The organism is Paenibacillus sp. 2TAB26 (assembly GCF_052115145.1).
Classification (GTDB): Bacteria; Bacillota; Bacilli; order Paenibacillales; family Paenibacillaceae; genus Pristimantibacillus.
Genome location: NZ_JBFRGC010000009.1, coordinates 96,433 through 118,870 on the forward strand (window position 1 = coordinate 96,433; position 22,438 = coordinate 118,870).

A 22,438-nucleotide genomic window follows, 5' to 3' on the forward strand; every position below is an offset into this window, starting at 1 on the left:
TTTCGATGCGGCTTTGAAGGTTTCCTGCCTACTTGCGTAATTCTGCTGCAAAAGATTGTTCTAATTGTAAAACAACCTTGCCATGCAGCTCTGTTACCTCTTCATCCGTCAATGTACGCTCGCCATGACGGTAAACAAGCGATATAGCCACGCTCTTCTTGCCAGCTCCCAGCTTCTCTCCTGTATATACGTCAAAGACGCGTACAGACTCAAGCAGTTCGCTTGCAATGTCCCATGCCACGCCAGTTAGCTTGGCAGCAGCAACCTCTTGATCCACGACTACTGCAATATCACGCTGCATAGCCGGGTAGCGGGGCAATACTTTATATTCGATTGCCGCATCTGCTTGCTCATAGATGAGGTCAAGTCCAATTTCCAGCACGTACGTATCAGCTAGATCCTCCTCAAGTTGAAGAGCAGGGTGCAGTTGGCCAACATAACCAATTACTTCATTGCCTTTAGGCGTGTGAAGAAGAACAGCAGCCGTTCTTCCTGGATGGAAATGCTCAGGCTGTGCCGCTTCGAATGATACGCTGGCTGTTAAGCCAAGTACGGCAAATACCGTTTCCAAAATGCCCTTTGCATCATAGAAATCAACTTGAGCCGCTTTTGTATTCCACTCCGCTTCTGAACGATTGCCAGTCAGAAGAGCTGCAAAACGATGCTTCTCATGAGGCAGACGAGTCAATTGCTCTTCATCGGTATGGAATACGCTGCCGATCTCAAAGATCGCTGCGGATTCATTTTTGCGATTGCGATTATAAGCCGCAGTCTCCAAAAGCTGTGCGATAAGCGTCGTACGAAGAACACTGCGATCCTCGCTCATAGGCATGGCTAGGCGAATTGGATTCGTATGCTCCGCCAGTGCAGGGAATAACTTCGTCCGCTCAGGTCCCGTGAAGGAATAGCTGACAACCTCATGCAAACCTGCATCTGACAGGCGCTTGCGCAGCTCGCGGCGAATAGCTTGCGGCTTCGTTAGCGAACCTGGCACAACATCGCCGTGAATGAGCGTAGTAGGAATTTCATCATAGCCGTGCAAACGAGCTACTTCCTCGATTAGATCTACTGCACGCGTAATATCACCGCGGCGTGTAGGAACATTTACAGTAAATACATTGTCGCCTGACAGCTCATATTCAAAGTGCAAACGGCCAAATATCGTCTGAACTTCAAGTCTGGACAACTCTGTACCCAGATAGCCATTAATTTTATCCAATGAAACGGACACTTTGGCTGGTTTCACTTCACCTGCATGCACTTCTACAATACCTTCAGCAACTAAACCTTCAGCAAGCTCTGCGATAAGGGAAGCAGCACGATCGAGCGCAGGAATAACTCTCGCCGGATCTACTTCTTTCTCAAAGCGAATGCTTGATTCCGAGCGAAGTCCTAGTTGACGTGACGTTTTGCGCACGGTGCCGCCATCAAATTTTGCTGATTCTAGCAAAATGTTGACCGTCTCGCCTGTAACTTCGGTGCTTGCTCCACCCATTACGCCTGCAAGGGCAATTGGCTGCTCGCCATCAGTAATAACGAGCATATGCGGCTCTAGCTTGCGCTCTTGATCATCCAAGGTAACAAGCGTTTCGCCAGCTTTTGCAAGGCGAACATCAATGCGGCCGCCAGGCAAACGATCTGCATCAAAAGCATGAAGCGGTTGGCCGTATTCAAGCATAACAAAGTTTGTAACGTCAACAACGTTGTTGATTGGACGAACGCCGGCAGCGATCAATCGGTTTTGCAGCCACAATGGGGACTCACCGATTTTTACGCCTTTAATATAACGAGCCGAATAATGCGAGCAATGCTCAGGTGCACTAATGCTGACCGTTGCAAGGCTATCCGCACGTACGGTTGTATGATTTATAACAGCCTTTGGCAGACGAACTTCACGGCCAGTTAAAGCTCCAATCTCATAAGCAACACCAATCATGCTGAGGCAGTCTGAACGGTTTGGCGTCAAATCAAGCTCGAGCACCTCATCGTTAATGCCAAGCACATCGCCAATTGGCGCACCGATTTTCGTTGTAGCTGGAAGAACAAGAATGCCTTCCTGCTGTTCTTTTGGCAGAAGCTTTTCATTCAAGCCAAGCTCCTTCGCCGAACAAATCATCCCTTGGGATTCAACGCCGCGAAGCTTTGCACGTTTAATTTTGAAATCGCCAGGCAATACAGCACCGATTACTGCAACTGGGACAAGCTGGCCTGCATCGACATTTTTGGCTCCGCAAACGATTTGCAGCTCTTCGCCAGTGCCAACGTCAACCTTACACACGTTCAGCTTATCCGCGTCCGGGTGCTTTTCCTTCGATTTCACATAACCAACTACGACGCCGGTCACGCCTTTATTGCGAGATTCCACAACATCGATTTCAATGCCGCCGCGTGTCATTTTCTCCGCAAGCTCCTGTCCTGTGAAGCCGGACAAATCGATATATTCATTTAACCATTTATAGGATACATTCATCTCTTTTCTTCCCTTCTCTCATTGCTACATTCTTGCGAATTGGCTTAAGAACCTCAGATCGTTCGTATAGAAATGACGAATATCGTCAATGCCGTATTTCAACAACGCGATACGCTCAATGCCCATGCCGAATGCAAAGCCGCTGACCTCTTCCGGATCGTAACCGCCCATTTCAAGAACGCGTGGATGCACCATGCCGCAGCCAAGAATTTCAAGCCAGCCCGTATGCTTGCACATGCGGCAGCCTTTGCCGCCACACTGAACGCAAGTAACATCAACCTCAGCACTTGGCTCCGTGAATGGGAAGAAGCTTGGACGAAGTCTAATTTGCGCTTGTGAGCCGAACATTTGCTGAACGAATTGCAGCAATGCTCCTTTCAAATCGCTCATCCGAATATTTTTGCCGATGACAAGACCTTCGATTTGATTGAACTGGAATGAATGTGTCGCATCGTCATCATCGCGGCGGTAAACTTTACCCGGACAAATGACTTTTACAGGCGTTTGGCCCTTCATTGCTTTCATTGTACGAACCTGAACCGGGGAGGTCTGCGTACGCATCAAGATATCATCCGTAATATAGAACGAATCCTGCATGTCGCGGGCTGGATGGTTCTTAGGCAAGTTCAATGCCTCGAAGTTGTAATAATCCTCTTCAACCTCTGGACCCTCGGCAATTGTATAGCCAAGACCGATAAAAATATCTTCAATTTCTTGGGCAACCTTGTTTAAAGGATGCACTGCGCCGGTAGGCAATTGCTTGCCTGGCAGCGTAACATCCAGCGTCTCTGCAAGGAGTCTATTGTTCGTCTCAGCTTGCTGGAATGCATCCTGCTTCTCATCGATAACCGTTTCAATAGCTGCTCGAACATCATTCGCTACTTGACCAATTACTGGACGTTCTTCAGCGCTTAGTCCACCCATGCCGCGCAAAATTTCAGTCAAAGCGCCTTTTTTACCTAAATATTTAACGCGCAAATCATTTAGCTGCTGTGGTGTATCCACATGCTGAAGCTCCTGCAATGCTTCAACGCGCAGTCCTTCCAATCTTTCCTTCATTTTTCTTCGCCTCCATATCATCATCCCTAAATCATGCAAGCGTAACGGCTAAAGCCATCCTTAGGAGGCCTAGCTAACGTTTCGCGGTAAAATATAAGCTCTTTATAAGCTAATAAACTTATAAATGGTTATATTTACACAAAAAAAGGCCCTCTCTCCCTAAAGGGACGAAAGAACCGTGGTACCACCCTAATTCGGATTGAGCATCAGCCTGTACGCATAACCAAGTGTGGCTAACGTCGCCTAGAGGCGCTGAATGACAATCCCTTAGCCCCATAACGGCGGGAACCGGACCTTCCCTACACGCGCCGTATATTATGGCGTTTCAGGTGTCTGCTCAGGAGTGAACTTCGGCAGCCTATTTTCACAAAAACGCTCTCAGTCTACGGCGTCTTCTTCCTGTGCGAAAGCACTGCTTACTCTTCTCCATCATCGCTTTACTTCGAATATGAAATAATAATCTATATTATATGCAATCTGAAGTACCGTTGCAACCGCTAAGCTTGCTTTATTGCTACGAATCAATTCGCATCATCATTTCTTCCAGCAATCGAATGCGTGCGAACGACGCTCGGAGCAGCCCGATTCCTATTTCCGGGTACAAACGAATGAGCCTTGACACATTCTCGCCCAGCAGCTTCAGCACTCTCACATCACCAAGCAAGGATTGCGCCGTTACTGTAGACGAGGTGCTGTCGAGCGCTGAAGTTACGCCGCACACATCCCCTGCACCGAGTACGCCGATCGTTCCTTCCCAGCCTGCTGCGGAAATGCTCGTGAGCTCGATATTGCCGTCAACGATAACATACATCGCGGGGTTAGGCTCTCCTCTTTGCAGCAGATTCTCTCCATCCGGGCATACATACTCCTCGGCAATATTAGCGATTAAGCCTAGCTCCTCAAGCGATAAATCAGCGAAATAGGGAACCTGCCTTAAAAAGACTACTTTGTTTAAACGGCTCATCATCTGCTGGTCTTTCGACATTTGATCCCCCTCCTCCACTAACGCCGCTGCAGCGATCTCCCGCCACCAATCATCATTTCCGTTTAGAGCTGCCTCCAATAGGACAGTCGCTTCCTCATCGGCAGTTACTTCTCTTCCAGCTTCGCCGCGTTCTAGAACGGTCAGCAGAAACTGCGATAATCTGCGCTCACCCATGCCCTCCGCGAGCACTTCCCAAGCATTGCTGCGAATTTCTTCATCTTCATCAGCAGCTGCCCTTCTGATCGCATCAACAACCTGCTCATCCGCAAGCTTGGTCAGCACCGCCCATACACCTGTAAAAATAAAGTCGCGAACCTCTCGCCAGCGCAGCAAAGCAAGCTCTGCTAGCTCCGTCTTCCCTAGCTGCTTAAGCGACAAGGAATAACCTGACGCTGCCTCAAGCTCACTTAATCGGCTTAACGCTTCATCCGTTAGCTTAGAACGTACCTGCTCGTCTGGCAGAAGTGCCGAGAGCGCAATCATCACAGCTGTCCATCGCTTCGGCGGCGCGCCATTCAAGCTGTCAGTCAGCAGCTCGATCGCTCCATCGCCCATCTGAATAAAGCTTTCTGTCGTCGTGCGGAACATTTCTTGGTCCATAAGCGGGAGACGCTCCAGCAGAATGGGTATAATGGATGTAACCTTAAGCCTTCCCAAACATGCGATTGCTGCAACCCTTGCCGCTGGATGCGCATCATCAACAAGCTTCTCAACCTTCGGCACAAACGAATACAGCTCAAGCTCCGCGATAACTCGGCAAATATAAACCGAGGATTCGCCTCCCGCATCAAGAATACGATCGATCACTTCCGCGCAAGCCTCGAGGCTTGCCGCATTGTTAAAGGAGTACATCGCTTTGACTGCCTCTGCAATGACACTCGGATGCCGATCAAGCAGCTTTTGCCGCAGGAAATAAAAAGCCTGATGCTCCATATGCTTCATTCTGCCAATCTGTCTTACTCCTTCAGCACGCATCTCATCGTCCTGATCCTCAAGAAATGCTGCTACCTTCACCATCGCATGCAGGTCTGCGCGCTCAAGATTCATCGCTCTAACCGCAGCAACGCGAATGCGTGGATTCGGATCATCAATCAGCGCCAGCAAATCGGCAACATCATTCGGATTTTGTTGCCTGCCGATAATTTGCAAGGCAATTTCTTTCGCAGAATCTATCGGCTGCTTTAACATGGCCCTGAGCTCTGCCATTGCAGCTTCGTTTCGACTAAATTCATCGAACTGCTCCGCTAAATCCTGCTCGCCAATTGTCTGTATGCTGCCTACAAGCTCGCGCATATAGAATCTTCTGCCGAACCAAGCAAGCACAAACAGCAGCACAGCGCCTGCAAATCCTACAAACGACAAGGCTGTCCAGGATACCCCAAAGCCTGAATGCAAAAACTGCAAGCCAGCGCCGATCAAAATGCCCGCCGTAGCCGCAATTCCTTGCGCGGCATATCTGTAGCTGTCACGCTGCGCAAGCGGAAGCGTCTTGAAGAACAGCTGATAGGAAGGCTCGGCTGAATAATAAAGCAGCAAATATAACAGCATGTAGCCGATCGAAATCATTGGAAGCGCCGCTGGACCGCCAACAAAAAATAAAGCGCCGGCAAAGGCGAGAACATAAACGCCTGATATAGCCGTAAGCATTTGGCTTGCACCAAGGCGTGCCATCAGCTTGCCTGAGACGGTTTGCAGCAAAAAGGCAAGAACAAACAACACCATCGTAATCATCCCAAAAAACCGGCTAAAAGCCTGTTCGCTTGGGAATGACATTTTTGTTACGTTCAGAAACTCATATTCCATTAGAAAATAAAGAGCTGGCATCAGTGTCATGAGCAAAATAACGGTTAGCAAAAAAGGAGATCGAAGCGCGTGCTTAAACACCGCTCCCGTTGACACCGGTTCCTCTTCCAGAGCATTTGCTTCGATTTTGATCGACAATGGCACCAAATAACGGGTGATCACTTTACGGTAATTCGGCAATGCAGCCAGAAGCAGCAAACCGGAAGCGGCATAAATAACCTCGGGTCCAAAAAACAGGCTTAAAAGCTGTGCAAGCAAACCTGCCGCTACTCCGCCGAGCGTTGCAGAGCCAACGAACACGGGCATGAGACGCTTCGCTTGCTGCGTCGAGCACAAATCAACGGCCAAGCTCCAAAGCAATAGGGTCTGCTGCCTTACGACAAAGCTGGACGCTATGAACAAGACGGGATAATACCCTCTCAGCTCTAGATCGAAGCTCTGCAATACTAGTAGCACCAATGCATTTACGGCAACGATGCCTAACATTATTCCATATAAGACGCGCATCAGCTTCGGCTTTGGCAGCCTAGCAGCAAGCCAAGACAAGAGCCACGCCTCCATCGGCAAAATGATAGCCTCCGCCGCATATACATAGGGAAGGTATTCACTTCCGAACCGCTGATTGAACAACGTCATAAAGCCATTGTAATTAAGCATTTCAGATATGCCGCAAATAAAAAAAACAGGTGCCATCATAAGCAGCTTTCGCTGATCCTCTGGACGGGCACCGATTGCGCGCAATATGGTATCTTTAGTCATATCTTTTTAAACCAGCTTTCGATGATAGATTAAGCGGTCTTCCCCTTCGTAGTAATAATCTGGACATCTACCAACCAGTGTAAAGCCGCTGCTCTCAAATAATTGACGAATGCGGTTGTACTCTGGCAGATCGCAAGTATAGGTTACTAGATATCTGGCGTTTACTTCCCCTAAAAAGTCATACATCTGCTCCATCAGCAGCGCCGCAACGCCTACTTTGCGATAATCATGATGAACAACCATGTAGTCCCAATTGAAACCTCCGGTTTTTTGCTCATTTTCAGCGATGCAATTTATGCCTATGACATTTCCATCCTCATCCTCGGCATACCAGAAATAAATTTCATTATTTACCGCGCGAAATGGAAGCTCTCGGAAATGCGTCAGCTCGCCTGGCGTGTAACGAGTATCATCAAATGAAAAGCCTGATAATAAAAATGCGACGACTTTTTCCGCCTCATCTAATGTGGAGATGCGACTAATCCGAAACTGTCCAACAAGCATTCGACCTTCCTCCTAACTTCAATTTTTAAACGGCGAGTGTGCCATTCCAGCCCTCAGTTGATCCCTTCTGGTAATACTCATCACATAGGTAAAAATATAGCTTTGCCGCTTTGTCGAAACGATTAATTTTGATCACTTCTATAAAGGTTTCTCTCGCATCGAAGAAACGCCCCTCTTGGCAAAGCATAATCCCCTTCTCAAACAGCGGCTTTGTACGATCCTTTAAAGCGCGCTCTGTATCTGAATCTCCCTCATATACGTCAATAAGCTCAATCGGATCATCTTTGCCGTCAATACGTACACGACCAAGCAGACGGAAGCGGAAGCGTTCAGGTGAACGCAGCTGCTCATAGAACGTACGAGTGACAAGTATTGATGCGCCCATCGTATCGGACATTCGCTCTAATGTTGCTGTAATATTCACGTCATCGGAGATAACATTGCCTTCCATCCGCTGCTCTTCACCCACGATCCCAAGCATAAGCGGCCCTTTATGTATGGCCATGCCTAGATCAACCGGAGCAAAGCCGGAAGCCTTCAAGCTTTCATTATAGGAAACGAGCTCTCTGCGTATCGCAACAGCCGCGCGCAGCGCATCTTCATTTCGTGAAGGGAACAGAGCCATAAAACCTGCGCCCAAATATTTGCTTATTAGTCCTTCTTCTGTCCGAACGAATGGACTAAACCGTTTTAGAAAGGTGTTCATAAAATCAAAATTTTGCTTTGGAGTCAGCTGCTTCGATAAATGATGGAATGAGCGAATATTTGCGACCATAACCGTCATATTTTGCTGAACCTGATCTCCAAGGTGAATATCGGTAATTCCCTTTTTGCCTAAATATTTAAAAATCTGCTGCGGTACAAAACGATGCGAAGCTTCGCTGAACGAAGTAATGTCCTTTATGTACGTTCGAATATGAAGCGCCATGCGATTGAACTGCTCTCCCAAATCGCCGACCTCATCCTGTGATCGTATGTTGACCTTCACATCCCAGTTGCCATTTGCCATCTCCATTACGCTTTTGCGAAGCTTGCGCAGCGACGAGAGCAGATAATACGTTACAGCGAGTACGAGAACGATTAATACTAAGCTTATAAGCCCAATGTTTCGCATGATGCTTTTGTAAATAGTTTGGTTGGATTGATACAATACATTCAAATCCCGGCCTGTTTCATAAACGCCTACAATTTTGTTAGTAGAATCATAGATAGGTCCAATCGCATATAGCCATTTGCCTGTAGCATCTTCCCATCGGTCCGTTACAACCTCGCCCTTCTCAACCACAAGCCGGTTCAGCTCGTTCTTAGGAAAAGGCTTGTACATATTAACGCCGTCATCATCATCCATAATGATGAAGATTTCACCATTTTCATATCTGTACAATGTGCTGTAGAGGCCTTTGCGATTTGCAGGATCCTCGCTTTCGAACAAGAAGTTCATTTTGCTCCGAATCGATTCATAATCCTTGCTCATATAATCGTTTGGCGAAGTCAATCGATTCAGCTGGTCGCCGTTAATCATATTTTGACCATTGCGAGCAAGCAAAGACAGCTGCTTCTGCATCTCATCTTCCATTTTGCTGGAGAAACTATCATAAATAAAATTGGATAACATAATCATCGCTATTATCAATATCGGTACAATTGCAAAAACTTGTTTGAAAAACAATGAAATTCTGCGATTAAGCACATGTACATAGAACAGTCTGATTATCATAACTAAAATAACGAGCAATACGGCAGCTGCCAGCCACGTCATCCAGCCCTGTACCACCGAACCGCGATCATAAGTTAGCTTCGCAAGGACACTCGTATGGCTGCCAGCCTCATCCATGCTGACGATGCTGTCACCTAAAGCAAGCTCCATCTGCCCTGCTGCATTCATTGTCAAATCCATAATATCAAGGCTTTCCGCACGCGGAGCTATTGTTTTTAACGATGCTTCATCTATGACCGTTCTTAAATTACTGGAATCCTTCGCATTCATACTCGTAACTGCATTTACTAGGCGATCAATAAAATATAATTTTCCATTCTCGTGCAGAAGCAGTCCTTCAGGGAAGTTTTTGCGAGTGCGATCCATGCCTTCCAGCGGATAGGACAGCTCGCTTTCGCCGCCTGCATTCACTCTGAAAATAGCACCGCGCTTCGTAGAGTAATAGATTTGATCCGGCGCATAACCTACGATTTCTGATAAGTAACGATCTGCAGGCAATTTAAATGTTAGCAGCTCCTCTGCCTTGCCGCCCGCAGCAGATAATCGATTTAATTGAACGTTCGTCTCTTCGTTTATGTAGAAATAAATATCTTCCTTTACAACTTGAAGACCTTTGATCAGCCCTACCCGTTTGTTGGTACCGCTTCCCTCGAACGTAAACAGGACCGTTCCTTTTGTATCGCCGATCGCGTAGCGAACAATTCTTTCTTCGCGTACATAAAGCCCATATCCGTCCAAAATCGTATCAAGAACATAGATTGTGCCGTCAGCCGCCACCGCTATATCTGTAAAATCATGTCTTATGGTAGCATCATCCTGCCGAATGACCTCTTCAATAGATCCTTTGCTGCCGATTCGTATAATCTCTTGACGTGAATCTCCGATAACGATCATGCTTCCATCCGGCCCTGCCGATGCCTTGGATAAATAAGTGAGGGGTTTCTCTGTTTTATACGGAGGGGTTTGAAAGTGATTTAAGTTTGGATAAAGCCAGAAGCCGAGGCAAATTGCTATTATACTCAGAAGAGTCATACCCATAGTGGACCTTCGCATGTGCACCATCGCTTTCATTTTTCAAAATATTTCTATTTCCATATTACTACATGTTTAGTCATTTAGCATCAGCATTGTTGTAAGAATTCATCGAATGTTAGCTATTTTAGTAGGTTTATGTTGATGGCTTTTAGGGCTTATAGTACTATTAAAATAGTAGAATATAGCAAAAAAACAGGAGAGGCATTAAGTAAGGCCTACTCTCAGGAAGGAATTATATGGGACAACTTATATGCGGAGGAGCTACCATGCAATGCTCTTTTGGAGCAGCTCCCGGCACGTTTAATGTGTTGCCTGCCAATCGCGTTTTGACGGCTATGCCGATCGCGAACATTATGGATAATAAACCGATGGTTAATATACTGCCCTTTGGAGTTTGTAATTCGCTGGCCAATCCGATGGTCGCAGCCGCAACTGCTGCTGCCTTAGGCGTACTTACCCCTCAGCCCTGTATTCCCGTTACAGCCGCTCCATGGGTGCCCGGCTCGCCAACCGTGTTAGTTGCGAACCTGCCCGCTTTAAACAATTCGTCCAAATGCATGTGCAACTGGGGAGGCGTCATTCAGTTCGTGAATCCGGGACAGATGACGATACAGGTGCCATGATATGATAGCGCAAATTCTAAATCCCATAATCAAGCCCATTAAGCGAAAAATTATTGCGCCTCTTAAACGGGCGAAAACGCTGCCAAAGCGTATGCTTGCCGTGCTCCGCAAATGGCTGGTCACTGCTATTTTTGGCCCGCTTCGATCGCTCAACAATTATTTGCGCATCGGGAGCTACTACATAGCGAAGAAGCTTATCGCACTTGTTCTCGTCATTACTCTGATCATCGTTTATTTTGGATTTGTAAGCCCGCCAGCCTTCATTAACAAATGGTTCGGACGAACGCCTCAGCTGGAAGCAACTGCTGCTGCGAATGGCAGCTTCACAGGAGCTGCATCCGTCCTTGACGCGGAAGGTAATCTGCTGTTTAAAGGAGAGCTGGTCGATGGTCAATACAGCGGTCCAGGGAAGCTATATTATCCAAACGGCAAGCTTCGTTACCAAGGAGATTTCGCTAAAGGAATGATGGCGGGCTCAGGCGAGTTGTTTAATGAAGAGGGCGAGCTTCTCTACCGCGGACAGTTTGCTGACGATCAATATGGGGGTGCTGGAACTTTATTTTATCCAGGGGGAAAACCTCAATATGTGGGCGAGTTTGCAGCTGGAGCGTACGAAGGAGCTGGTACAGCATATAATGCTGGCGGCGGGATCATCTATGCTGGCGCCTTTCTGAAGGGTTCATACAGCGGCGATGGCAAACTTTACAATGAATCAGGCAAGCTGATTTATGAAGGACAATTTAATAATGGTGTTTATGAGGGTACAGGCAAGCAGTTTGACAATAATGGCGTTTTATTATTTAAAGGCAGCTTCCTTGCTGGCAAGCTGTCAGGCCCGGGAAAACAATATTACCCTTCAGGCTTCGTAAAATATGACGGCGCCTTTCTGCTCGGCAGCTATCACGGGGTTGGCAGCTTATTTAACGAGACAGGCTCCGTTGTTTATACAGGCTCGTTCGCCAGCGGACAGCAGAATGGCAGCGGACAAATGTTTACTGCCTCAGGCGGCGTTGTCTATGACGGCAAATTCGTCAATAACAAATATGAAGGCATAGGAGCACTGTACGATATGGACGGCGCGCCTCTCTACAAAGGTTTTTTCAGAGACGGCAGCTTGTACGCTGAAGGCTTCATGAATCTGTCGCTCGTAAAGCTGCAAGAAACGTTGGGTGTTCCTGATGCTCCTGTAACTGTTCCTGAGGAAGAGCTTACTGAAGAAATTTTTGTAGACGAACCTTCAGAACCTATAACGACCGACGAAACAGATTCTTCAGCAGATTCTTCATCACCTGAACCGAAAGCGACTGACCAAGCAGCGATAGTACCTTCGGCCACGCCGGAAAGCAGCAGCAATTCAGCCGCAATGCCAACAGCAACACCGCAAAGCGTTCAGACAAAGACAATGGCTGCTGGCGGCTCCACTGCTCTACCCGCTGCACTTGGCAGCACCAAGGAATCGGCGACGAGCACAGAGAAGGATACAACGAAAAGCGAAGACCCTGTATTTGTTGATCCCGACTTAGCACTCGATCCAATACTGCCGCAAACGCTGACGTTCAGCGCAATGCAAATGTCCTTTGTACTGGAAGTCGATGAAGACAATCCAGAAGCTTTTTTTGTAAGTCAACTGACGACATGGAATCCAGTTGTCATGGAACAAACGTACAGCAGATTATTAGCCGCCAAAACGGTATCCACCAAGGAAAAGCTCGATAACGGCCGAGTAAGGGTTCTGTTCAAGTCAGGCAGTACGCTTCTCACTTTTTTGTTAAATAAAGATAAGCCTGTACGACTTGAAATGTCCTATATCATTCCTGAGGAATAACAATAAAAGTGAACTGCCCCCGACAAGTAGACAGTACAAATAATAAAAACCGTTAAACGGCCTTAGTCCTAAGCTCCATTGGACTGAGGCCGTTTAGTTTTGCCTGAAATCGTTCGTAATTGTAAAAGTGAATGTAGCCTTCAATGTCCTGTTCAAGCTCATCAAATGTTCGGTATGTTTGCAAATTATATTTTTCACACTTCAGGGTTCCCCAGAAGGATTCCATGGGACTGTTGAAGGCGGCGGCCATAGGGCCAAGTTCGCCACTTTCGATTTCTTCGATAATGGTAAGTTTCTCTATTGGAGAATATTTAACTTTAGACATGAAAATGCTCCACTCATAGCAATAGGTTGTTTATTACTTCACCTGTCTACTATTTGGGGAGCATATTATTACGGACATACATTCCGCTATTTACTGATTTTAAGCTCATTTCGAATTCTAACGGACATCAGATGCGTTATTTATCCAAATTGAAGGATAATCATTGCTCTTGAAGCCAAATAAGAGACTGTATGTCCGTTAGCTCCTTAAAAATGGAGATTCCGAGCAAATAACGGCTCTGATGTCCGTTAGCTCTATAAAAATGGAATCTCCACGCTAATATCGGCTCCGATGTCCGTTAGCTCAATAAAAATGGAGATACCAAGCAACTAACGGCTCTGATGTCCGTTAGCTCCACTTTCCAGAGTTGAAGATTGTCATTTTCGTGCATTTCCCATCATCCGTTCTTTATAGCTATCATTCTCTCACTCGCAATACTGCTGAATAAAAGATAAAATCGGCTCTGGCTGCTCCAAGCTATGCGGGTGATGGCCGACTCCCGGCTTCACAATGACTTTAATGGTCCCGCCAAGCTCCCGGTAACGCTTCTCGAATGGCAGCGTGTTCTCTTCTATAGGCAGCGGAATATCAGCATCTCCTGCAACGATCAAAACGGGAATACCGCCTGCTGCCAGCTCTTCTACTCTGTCCAGAGGAGAGCAGCCCTTTAGTGACGATTCCGTTTCTTCCAGCTCGCCGTACACAGCCAGACACTCCTCCCACTCAGCCGCTCCACCTGCAGCCACGCCTTTCCCGCCCGGCCAGCTGCGCATATCGAGTACAGGGGCATCCAAGTACAGCAGCTTCACTTGGTCTGGGTACTTGGCTGCATAGTTAAACGCATATAACCCGCCGCGGCTGAAGCCAAAAAGCACCGTTTTTGGAGCGAGCTCATAAGCTCCTGTCACGTAGGTTTGGAACGTTCGCATCCACTCTACCGCACCCGGGCATCCATACATGTCGCTTAGTCGATAATAAGCAATTGCCCAGCCTTGCTCGAGCAAAGCCATATCGGCATAGGAGAACGCGTCAAAAAACTCAGCGCGCCATATCCATGGCCTGCCTTCGGCAAATGTTTTAGGAAAAACGATTAGTCCTTCTCTTCCCTCCAACATAAAATCGATACGCTCATAGCCCTTCCAGCTTGAAGTACGGCTATTATTTTTGTTCTCTGGACGATCAGCCAAGGAGAGAATAAGATTTTTAAGCGCTTCGCCCTCCTTCAATGCCAGCTCCAGCGGCAGCACTTCCGCTTTATTCGGGTTCGTATGTCCGACATGCTCCTTCCATACCGAGCTAAGCAATCGATGGCGCTGCTGTACAGCTGAGAACAGCGATGAAGAGTCTGGTTGGAGCACATATTCGGGCATTTGCTCCAGTGATATATTAAACAACACATGAAGCAGAGCAGCGGCGATCAGCCAGTGCCCCTCAGCATTCGGATGAATACCGTCCCCCGTTATATAAAGCTGATTCTCCTTACGCTTATGCTCCCACTCGCGCAGCATTGGATCATGGATAGAAACGAGCGCATCTGCGACATCGTCCAAAGTCAGCACCCAGTCTGCGTATCGCTTCAATACATCCTCATAGTCAGCAAAAGGTTGAGAATAGCTGTATGCTGGTTGCCCCAAAGGAAGCAGGCTGCCGCCTGTAAACGATGCAGCATCAAATGGAGGCGGCGTCATAATAATTACTTTGGCTCCCGCAGCCTTAATCTGAGTAACAGCCCGTAATAGACCCTGTTGATACGCTTCGAATCTATCAGAAGAATAAGGATAATAGATGCCGTCATTCATCCCATAACATACAACGACCCAGTCCGGTTTGCTTTCCGCTAGAGCCTTGCCAAGCCGATCATGCACGCAGGGCCGAGGAAAAGGATGCTCCGGTTCGCTTAAGCCAGATGCTGTCTCGCTGCTTACGCCAAGGTTAATGAGTGTCATTTGATTGGCTGGCATATGCTGCAGGAAATAAGCATCCATGTAAGCAATAAACGTACCATCATCCGTAATGCTGTCTCCTAGAAAAACGATCTTTTTCTCATCTGGTATAGCAGAATCCTTCCCAAATAACGGCTTCATCAAATGGTCCTCCCTTTGTTGTTTCGCACGGAATATTGATGCATCGCATTCGGCAGTCCTCTAAACGCCAAGCAGCCGTCGCTAATTAGCATCCACAGCCGATATTCAGTGAAACGAAAGTCGATTAGCTGGAAATAGTGGTCCTGTAATTCTCCAATAACAGCTCCTGCCTTTACAAAACCATCCTCGCTTTCGATTGCAAGCTTATCAATAATAGCTATAAGCCTCCTATCAAGCTCCTCTTCAGCAGCATGCTTAATCTTGCCATCTTCCCATAAACGCAGTGTACACTCTTCCCTGGAAAGCTCCAACCACTCTGCTTCATAGCGTCGTTTCTCACTATCTACTATTTTCTCTGCTTGCTCATATCCGTTTACGATATTTAAGTAAACATCCCTCTCTAGCAGCCCTTGCGCATAGTGAGGCAGGTTAGTCTGCATGCTTGCCGCGTTAAGCCGAAAAAGCTCAGAAACATTCATCATATGTACGCTATTGGTACGATTCTTTAGCAAATGCAAGATGAAACGCAGTCCTACCTGATCGTGCGCGTTATCGGCACACCAGATGATGATCGTTTTATGCTCAGCTATGGCTGTTATTTTCTCGATTATTCTCTGAATCTGATGCTCACGATTCATGTGGTGATTAAACATAAAACCAGACAGCTTCTCCATTTGCCAAAATTCTCGTGCCCGCTGTCCTTCCGCACGATCAATACCCTTAATTGGACCTACTGAAAAGCAATCATTAAACGACAATATCTCATTGTCTGTTCTTTTTCCTAAATTGCTTAGGGCTACTTTCAAAGATCCTGCATACGAGATGAACCATGCTTTTGCGCTGATCAGCTTCAACTCGCAAAGAATGTGAGTGCTGCACGCTTTTTTCATACATTTGTACAATGGAGCCAGCCAGAGCCTTCTGCTCCCCATTTCCTTGTTCAGTAAACGGTACAGTCAGCTTTAGAAGGTCGTTTAGAAGGCTTCTAGCCTCACCCTCGCTCAGCTCCCTTAAACGCTCATAAAGGTCTTTCAAATCAAAGCCTCCTTCTTGTACACCTATACTAGTTTACGCCATATATAAAAAAAGCTGCTCAGCAAGATCATCATTCTTATCGACCTTCTGAACAGCTTATAATGGTTTACTCCTGCTGCGATGCAGCTGCTTCTGCAAACCCTTGATCTATCTCATCATTTAGTTGATCAGCCGCTTTTGTCGCGCCTAAACTTTTGAATGCCCACCAGCGAACGGCGATTACAGACGCAGCCGACTCGGTTTCACCTTGAAGCTTCATTCCGATACGGAATGTGCCCTTCTCCGGATAAACAATTGTTCCAAGCGATACATTCGGTATATCAGGCTCAAACTCTGTGCCTTTAAATACGTCGCTTTGTCCATAATATACTTTTTTCATCGTGCTTGTTTGGTCAGCCAAAATCGTCTTATCGATCTCTTCCAAGCCGACTACAACCGATACTTGACCCTCGCCAAGGCCATGCTGAATTTCATCAGACACATAGTTTTTTTTGCCGCGCGAGAAGAAGAAGCCGCCTGTCTTGCCGATAGACTCCAGCGCTACTTCCATTGTACCCGTTGAAATCTCATCATACAAATGCTGAGGCCGCGGAATACCAAGCTTGAAATCAAATTCATTGCGTTCGGGATGATACTGTACATCAAGAGATGGCTTCTCATCATATTCCAGGTCATGCGTCTCCGCGCTCGCATAAAACTTATGAAGCGATGAGGATTGCGACGTTTGCGTTAAACGCTGCAGCAGCGCGGTGCTCTCGATATATTCATCAAAAGGTACACGATCCACCTTTTCAATCATGTAGGTCGGTCCCATTTGGAGCAAGCTGATTTTGGCCAGGCAGATGCTTTGATCAGCAGATCCCTCTACTGCCTGCTCTAAGCTGCGTTCATGCCAATCCTTCAATATACGATTCGCAACAGGCTCGTCCAGCACCTCAATGATGTGCTTCGCATTCGTATCCAGTGGAATAGCCGAGTCGCCAATGGTTAACTTCGCAGCATGATTAGGTACAGTAAGCTGTGCTTTGACGCCAGCAGTTTGCGGCGCTTTCAAATGAAAACTAACCGAGTACTCCGTTTCCTGCGCATCGCCCGGCTCAACAAACATAACGGTATTCCCATCATGGCCAACAGAGGTGAAGCCCATTGCTTCATAATCATATTGGAAAGCAATTCGCGGCGTTTGCAGTGTCTTCTCAACCACCAGCTTGACCTCAACAACCTCGCCGACATTCACATACTTAGGCATACGCTGCGTAATCCGTACATTCGCATCTTCATAAATCGTAGCTACATTTTCAAGCAATCTAACGAATTCAAATGAGGACGGTGCAGGCGCTTCTTCATTAATGAATAAACGATAGGATTCAAGCACACGGTTATATTCGCTCACTTCGTCGTTGCGAATTGCTGAATTACCTACCGAGTGAACCGGCTCCTTGCCTTTCTCATCATAAGCGACGCACAAGTATACATTTTTCTTATATTCATTGTTTGTAAAGCCCTCGATCATCGACAGCTTTAACGTTACAGGTGAAGGAATAACGAGTTCTCGTCCGATATAATCGATTGCTACGCCCATTTCGACCGAAATTGTTTTGTCATCTACCGCTACAACCTGCATGCCGGACAACACGCCGCTGCCATAGAGCAAACGGTTCAACAGCCTTCTTTTATCATTAAAATATTTTTGCTCCGACTCGAAATCGCGTACCGTCAACAGCTTTCCGTAAAAATAACGATTTCTCTCAAATGGATACAGCCTCGATTTTTTCACTTGTACCGCTCCTTCGCGTAATTATACTATTCCAGCTCTGAATCCATTTCTAAACGGGTATGGATATCCATGCGCTTCTCCATGCCAACGTCAACGATCAGCGTATCATTTGGCATCGAACGATCAGGGTTCAGCTTGAGCAGTGAAGGCTCAGTCAGCACCGTATTTATGCCTAAGTACGTATGTAAATCCAAATACATCCAAGGCTGCAGCAGCACCAGCTTCGCTTCCGTATAGGCTGGCTTTTGCTCATCCAGCAGCTGTTCGATAACGACTCGCTGCTTCTCAGTTGGCGCCTGTTCCGGACGCAGCAGCACGGTAAACGTATACGGATCACCGCTATAAAGCTGATCTGTCAGATGCCGCAGCTCTCCGTTGTCGCGCATCGCCTTTGTTTGAAAATATTCCACGATGAGCGGTGCAATACCCGTATAAATCTCGATCGTTTTCATTAAGCCTTGACGCGTGCCACGGTAACGATAAAGCTCCGGTGCGGCCTGAATGAACGCCTGCACCTGCTCATCCGTCCAATAATCATCCGTTTCTAGGCCAACCCAAGTCGCCAGCCAGCGTAAATGCTCGCCCGTTGCCCGTTCAGGATCGATGTATTCCGATAAATCCTCAATTTCTTCCTCAATTTCGGAAAACAACGTGCCGAATAATGATAAATAACGCTCAAGAAAATCACGGCTTGCCGGGTCCTCTTGATAGACAGCAGGCAAATAATTTAAATAAGTGTCTCTCGGAAAATAAATTCGCATGGACTCCAATAGCGGCGTATACCGCTCCGAAGCGATCCATTCGATTTTTAGCCACAAGTAACGTCCTTTTGCTCCAAAAAACAATGCGTCACTCGGATTAATAACCGGCGCTGACCAAAATTCGGCTAGTGCATTCAGCTTTTCGCGGTAGGGGATCGTCGCATCAGCTAGCCAATCGTCTACTTTTCGATAGCTTCCGGCGATAATGCAGCTATCGTCATTTTGACTGAAATAGGATATATGAATCTGTGTGCCATCTGGAATAAAGGAGTTAAGCGCCATCTTGTGCCAGACGGTTTCGGCTTCTGCGCTATCGAACGCCTGTGAAAGCCAGACCCCTTCAGGAACACCCGTTTCCTCCATCAACAGCGTCTGCGGCTGTAAGTTCAAGATCGTAATCGTTCCGTCTTCGCTGTTCAAAATGTACATGCGATCCTTCACATCAATCAACAGCTGATCCGCTTTGCCACGGAAACCTGTAATGCGTCCAACTGTCTCGCCAGCAGCATTCAACTGAACGATAAAGCGGTCATCCTCGCTCACTTGATCCATTTGCCTCGTGTCGCCAATATAAATCATGCCGCTGCTGTCAGCACATAATCCTGCATAAGGAAGAGCAGGGAGTTCACGTTTCGCACTCAATGTTCCGGTAGGCCCGAATGAAAATAGCTTTGCGTATAACGTATCAAATATATAAAGCTCACCCGATGCCGCAACGGTCATAAAGTAAGTTCGGTTCAAATGCCTCAGCTTCGCTCGTACATGCTGTGTAAACCTTGGATCACTCCATACACTGACAAGTGCGCCGCCTAACGTAAACTGTATGATACCCAGCTTAGCGCCTTCTGCTATTGACGGCTCATCGCCTCCCGTATCCAGTTCAAGCGGTGTCAGCACGTACACATACCGGTTATCCGCTGCTATCGCAAGCGGATGCAGCAAAACTCCATCTGCTTCATTGCCTCCGCGCGACCAAAGCGTTTGTCCATTGCCGGTATGGTAAGCAGCGACTGTCCTCTCACCCATGCGATCGGCGGCAATTAAAAGCTCGCCGGAGGCAGCAAGTCTAGCATGGGAGCTGAACAGACCATGCCCTTGTGTAAACAAGCGCTTATGATCAGCATTACGGCGGTCGTAAATCCACAGATCCGCGCGCTCATCCAGCAAAAACATATGCTCATGCTGGGAAACAGCCAGCTCTTGAATGGCAGCTGTACCTGCGAGGTCACTCAGCTGAATCGTTCCCGCTATTCCGTATTTGTTATCGCGGCGAACGCCAAAGCCTGCTAAATGAAAATCAAGATTATACCCGGTGCCGCGCAGCCAATCCTGCTCACGGTTAATCGAGAAAAACTGGTCTTTTCCGTTCATGCTGTACCTCCTTTGCAGCCAATTGCCACGATGCTATAGATGGGTGCGACTAATAAGTTCAATTTCATGCTGACCCGAGAAAACAAGTCCCTGCGGCGGAAGAATGATGTCTCCTCCTGCACTTTTCCTAATATGCGCACCTTCCGCATCAATCCACAAATCCTGCACGTATACTACGCCGCTCGCCTTGCTTAGCGCATTATAAATGTCTCCCTTATAGACAGAACGGCCAAATTTCCAGCCTTTGGTTCCATGCTCACCATCAAGCGGTCTTAACAGCTTTTTCAATTGCTCTACTAAACGTTGTCCTTCATCTACGAATTGAGGCTCGACAACAACAACGGCATTGACGGTTACTTTAATATAAATGGGGGGAATGACATGTACTTCTGTCGTTATTAATCTTCTTGTATCCAAATGACGTTTTACAGTTTGCAGAAAACCGGCGCTTGGCGTTGGTGTATCGCTTAAACCGTATGGTACGACTACAACAGAAACTTGACCATTTGCCTTCTCTCTCGGATAATCATCAAGTCCCGGCTTATAGAGAGGAATTGCATGTACTCTAGCTACGGCAGCGCCTGGTGTTGCTAAAGCCAAAGTTTCGTAATCCTCATTGGTGACGGCACGGAATGTATGCTTCAGTTCTGACTGCGCCCGCTGCAGCGTTACCTGCAGCGTTTCCGCTTCCGAGCCTCCAGCTGCAAAACTTGGATTATTCACTTCGATTTGCAATGCTTTATGTGCTTCGTTCACCCACTCAGATATGAGATAAGGCTTAACGTTGCCACGATCACCACCGCCTAATTCACAACCGGTAAGAACAATATTGGTGTCCATACTGACTGGCGGAATAGCTCCTTTTTCGCCATTGCCGAAGTAAATGAGTCTTTTGACGGGATCATAAATATAATGACGATCACCTGGCTTAGAGCGGTCAAACTCATCTACACGCTTCCAATCCTGCCATTTGAAATGGCCATCCGGTTCTTGTTCACCTACCTGCAGCTTTAGTGCCTCGCGTTTCTTGCAGGATAGATTGTACAGCTCAAAGCTTTGGCTGGGCAGCCCATTGCTTCGTCCAATGAATCGGTAAAGATCAAACCTAGGTTCACTAGCAATGATACGAACCGTTTGTCCAGGCGGCGGAACAGCTCCGGTAGAGCCATCGCTAAACTGTACCGTTACATGATCCATCGAAGCATGTCTTAAAACGCTATAAAACGCAGGCGGGCGATCAGAGTGAGGCAGCTCCTCAAAGGAAGCAATCTCCTGCCAGTAACGCCATGCGCCATCAGCATCTTGCACTTGAACACGTATTTGTCCAAAAACAGCTAAGTAGGTAGCAATATGTATTTCTTCATGGGGCTCCCCTGATACCGTAAAATCAATCACTTCGCTTAATGTATCCTTCTGCTCAGCTTTGACCGTATGCAGCATTAGCTGACGAATGCGAGGCGGCATTTCATAACCAGACTCCTCAACTGTTGCACATATCCAATATCGCGGCTGCTCGCTTGCAGGATGCACAGTTACCGTACGCATCGGTGCCCTTAGGCAAAATGATATTTTACCGCTAAGCGTCAAATGGAGCGTCTCATCCTCTAGCACTTCAACGGGCATCCACCCCGCTGTCCCTGCTGCTTCATCCCAGCAATAAGCTTTCCACGAGAGCCTTGCAGATGGAGAAATGGCTTCGCGATTGATTACCAGATGCTGCACCTCGTCATTGCCAACGCCTTTATCCGCTTCCAAAAGATTGATGTTTATCGTGACCTGTTCCTGTGGGCTCAGCTCACGATCGAAGGAAAGATAAAGCTTCGAGGCTGTCCTTGCATCCTTCCCGAACGCATAAAAGGCAACATTGGCATGATCATTTGTAGCTGTGACGTCATTGGCTTCCCGTTCCGTTCGCGTAACGATTCTATCCAGCGCAAGCGGCACAAGGGAAATGGAGGCTTCCGTCTCAAACATCTGATCCTCAGCCATCAGCTTCGTCCCGCGAGGCAGCGTCACTGGAGCTTTAATATTTGAGAACTGTACGGTAGCTCTCGCCGAACTTGCGTCTGCAGGCTGAATACCAAGCAGATCAAGAAACCTGCGCCTATTCTTGTCCGGGACACGGCCAATGAAATATCGCTGCATCTCTGTCAGCCAAGCGAATAGCTCAATAAACGTAATGCCCGGGTCATGCGCATTCTCATCCGTCCATTCCGGAACCCGCTTCGGGATGAGCCTTCTTGCTTGTTGAACGATTTCCGCATACGTGCGGTCGTCTAGCGGCAGCCTCGGCAGCATTTGATCT

General features: G+C 47.3%; 13 protein-coding genes. 2 read left to right on the top strand and 11 right to left on the bottom strand.

The features are described 5' to 3' along the window. Positions 1-28: 28 nt before the first annotated feature. The 5 genes from pheT to AB4Z50_RS11760 all read right to left on the bottom strand — a co-directional run bounded on the left by pheT (position 29) and on the right by AB4Z50_RS11760 (position 10,329). Positions 29-2,470 (bottom strand): phenylalanine--tRNA ligase subunit beta, encoded by a 2,442-nt coding sequence (pheT, locus tag AB4Z50_RS11740; protein WP_441879021.1) that lies wholly within the window; start codon positions 2,468-2,470, stop codon positions 29-31. A gap of 24 nt (positions 2,471-2,494) precedes the next feature. Continuing rightward, positions 2,495-3,529 (bottom strand): phenylalanine--tRNA ligase subunit alpha, encoded by a 1,035-nt coding sequence (pheS, locus tag AB4Z50_RS11745; RefSeq protein ID WP_339207691.1) that lies wholly within the window; start codon positions 3,527-3,529, stop codon positions 2,495-2,497. Positions 3,530-4,043: 514 nt separating this feature from the next. Further along, positions 4,044-7,076, bottom strand: a complete 3,033-nt coding sequence (locus AB4Z50_RS11750; protein WP_441879024.1) for a cyclic nucleotide-binding domain-containing protein — start codon at positions 7,074-7,076, stop codon at positions 4,044-4,046. Between the two features lie 6 nt (positions 7,077-7,082). Then, positions 7,083-7,580 (bottom strand): GNAT family N-acetyltransferase, encoded by a 498-nt coding sequence (locus AB4Z50_RS11755; protein ID WP_441879026.1) that lies wholly within the window; start codon positions 7,578-7,580, stop codon positions 7,083-7,085. A 25-nt stretch (positions 7,581-7,605) separates the two neighbouring features. Next, on the bottom strand, positions 7,606-10,329 hold the full coding sequence (locus tag AB4Z50_RS11760; RefSeq protein ID WP_441879028.1) for an adenylate/guanylate cyclase domain-containing protein: 2,724 nt from the start codon (positions 10,327-10,329) through the stop codon (positions 7,606-7,608). 239 nt (positions 10,330-10,568) lie between these two features. Between AB4Z50_RS11760 and AB4Z50_RS11765 the strand changes: the two genes are divergently transcribed. Continuing rightward, complete coding sequence (locus AB4Z50_RS11765) at positions 10,569-10,955, top strand: DUF4280 domain-containing protein (RefSeq protein ID WP_441879030.1); 387 nt, start codon at positions 10,569-10,571, stop codon at positions 10,953-10,955. 1 nt (position 10,956) lies between these two features. After that, positions 10,957-12,780 (top strand): hypothetical protein, encoded by a 1,824-nt coding sequence (locus tag AB4Z50_RS11770; RefSeq protein WP_441879032.1) that lies wholly within the window; start codon positions 10,957-10,959, stop codon positions 12,778-12,780. A 52-nt stretch (positions 12,781-12,832) separates the two neighbouring features. Here AB4Z50_RS11770 and AB4Z50_RS11775 read toward each other — a convergent pair whose 3' ends face one another. From AB4Z50_RS11775 to AB4Z50_RS11800, 6 genes are all read right to left on the bottom strand, one after another. Beyond that, positions 12,833-13,105, bottom strand: coding sequence for an IS3 family transposase (locus AB4Z50_RS11775; RefSeq protein ID WP_441879034.1), 273 nt, complete (start codon positions 13,103-13,105; stop codon positions 12,833-12,835). A gap of 425 nt (positions 13,106-13,530) precedes the next feature. Further along, a complete protein-coding gene (locus tag AB4Z50_RS11780; RefSeq protein ID WP_441879036.1) occupies positions 13,531-15,189 on the bottom strand; it encodes an SGNH/GDSL hydrolase family protein in 1,659 nt (552 codons plus the stop codon). Next, positions 15,189-16,079 carry a DUF1835 domain-containing protein gene (locus AB4Z50_RS11785; RefSeq protein ID WP_441879038.1) on the bottom strand — a complete coding sequence of 297 codons (891 nt, stop codon included), beginning with the start codon at positions 16,077-16,079 and terminating at the stop codon, positions 15,189-15,191. The genes AB4Z50_RS11780 and AB4Z50_RS11785 overlap by 1 nt, the downstream gene beginning before the upstream one ends. A 251-nt stretch (positions 16,080-16,330) precedes the next feature. Further along, positions 16,331-18,001: a hypothetical protein gene (locus AB4Z50_RS11790; protein WP_441879040.1), complete on the bottom strand. Its 1,671-nt coding sequence runs from the start codon at positions 17,999-18,001 to the stop codon at positions 16,331-16,333. Positions 18,002-18,027: 26 nt separating this feature from the next. Continuing rightward, positions 18,028-20,133: a phage tail protein gene (locus AB4Z50_RS11795; protein ID WP_441879042.1), complete on the bottom strand. Its 2,106-nt coding sequence runs from the start codon at positions 20,131-20,133 to the stop codon at positions 18,028-18,030. A gap of 33 nt (positions 20,134-20,166) precedes the next feature. After that, positions 20,167-22,431 carry a putative baseplate assembly protein gene (locus AB4Z50_RS11800; protein WP_441879044.1) on the bottom strand — a complete coding sequence of 755 codons (2,265 nt, stop codon included), beginning with the start codon at positions 22,429-22,431 and terminating at the stop codon, positions 20,167-20,169. Positions 22,432-22,438 lie beyond the last annotated feature (7 nt).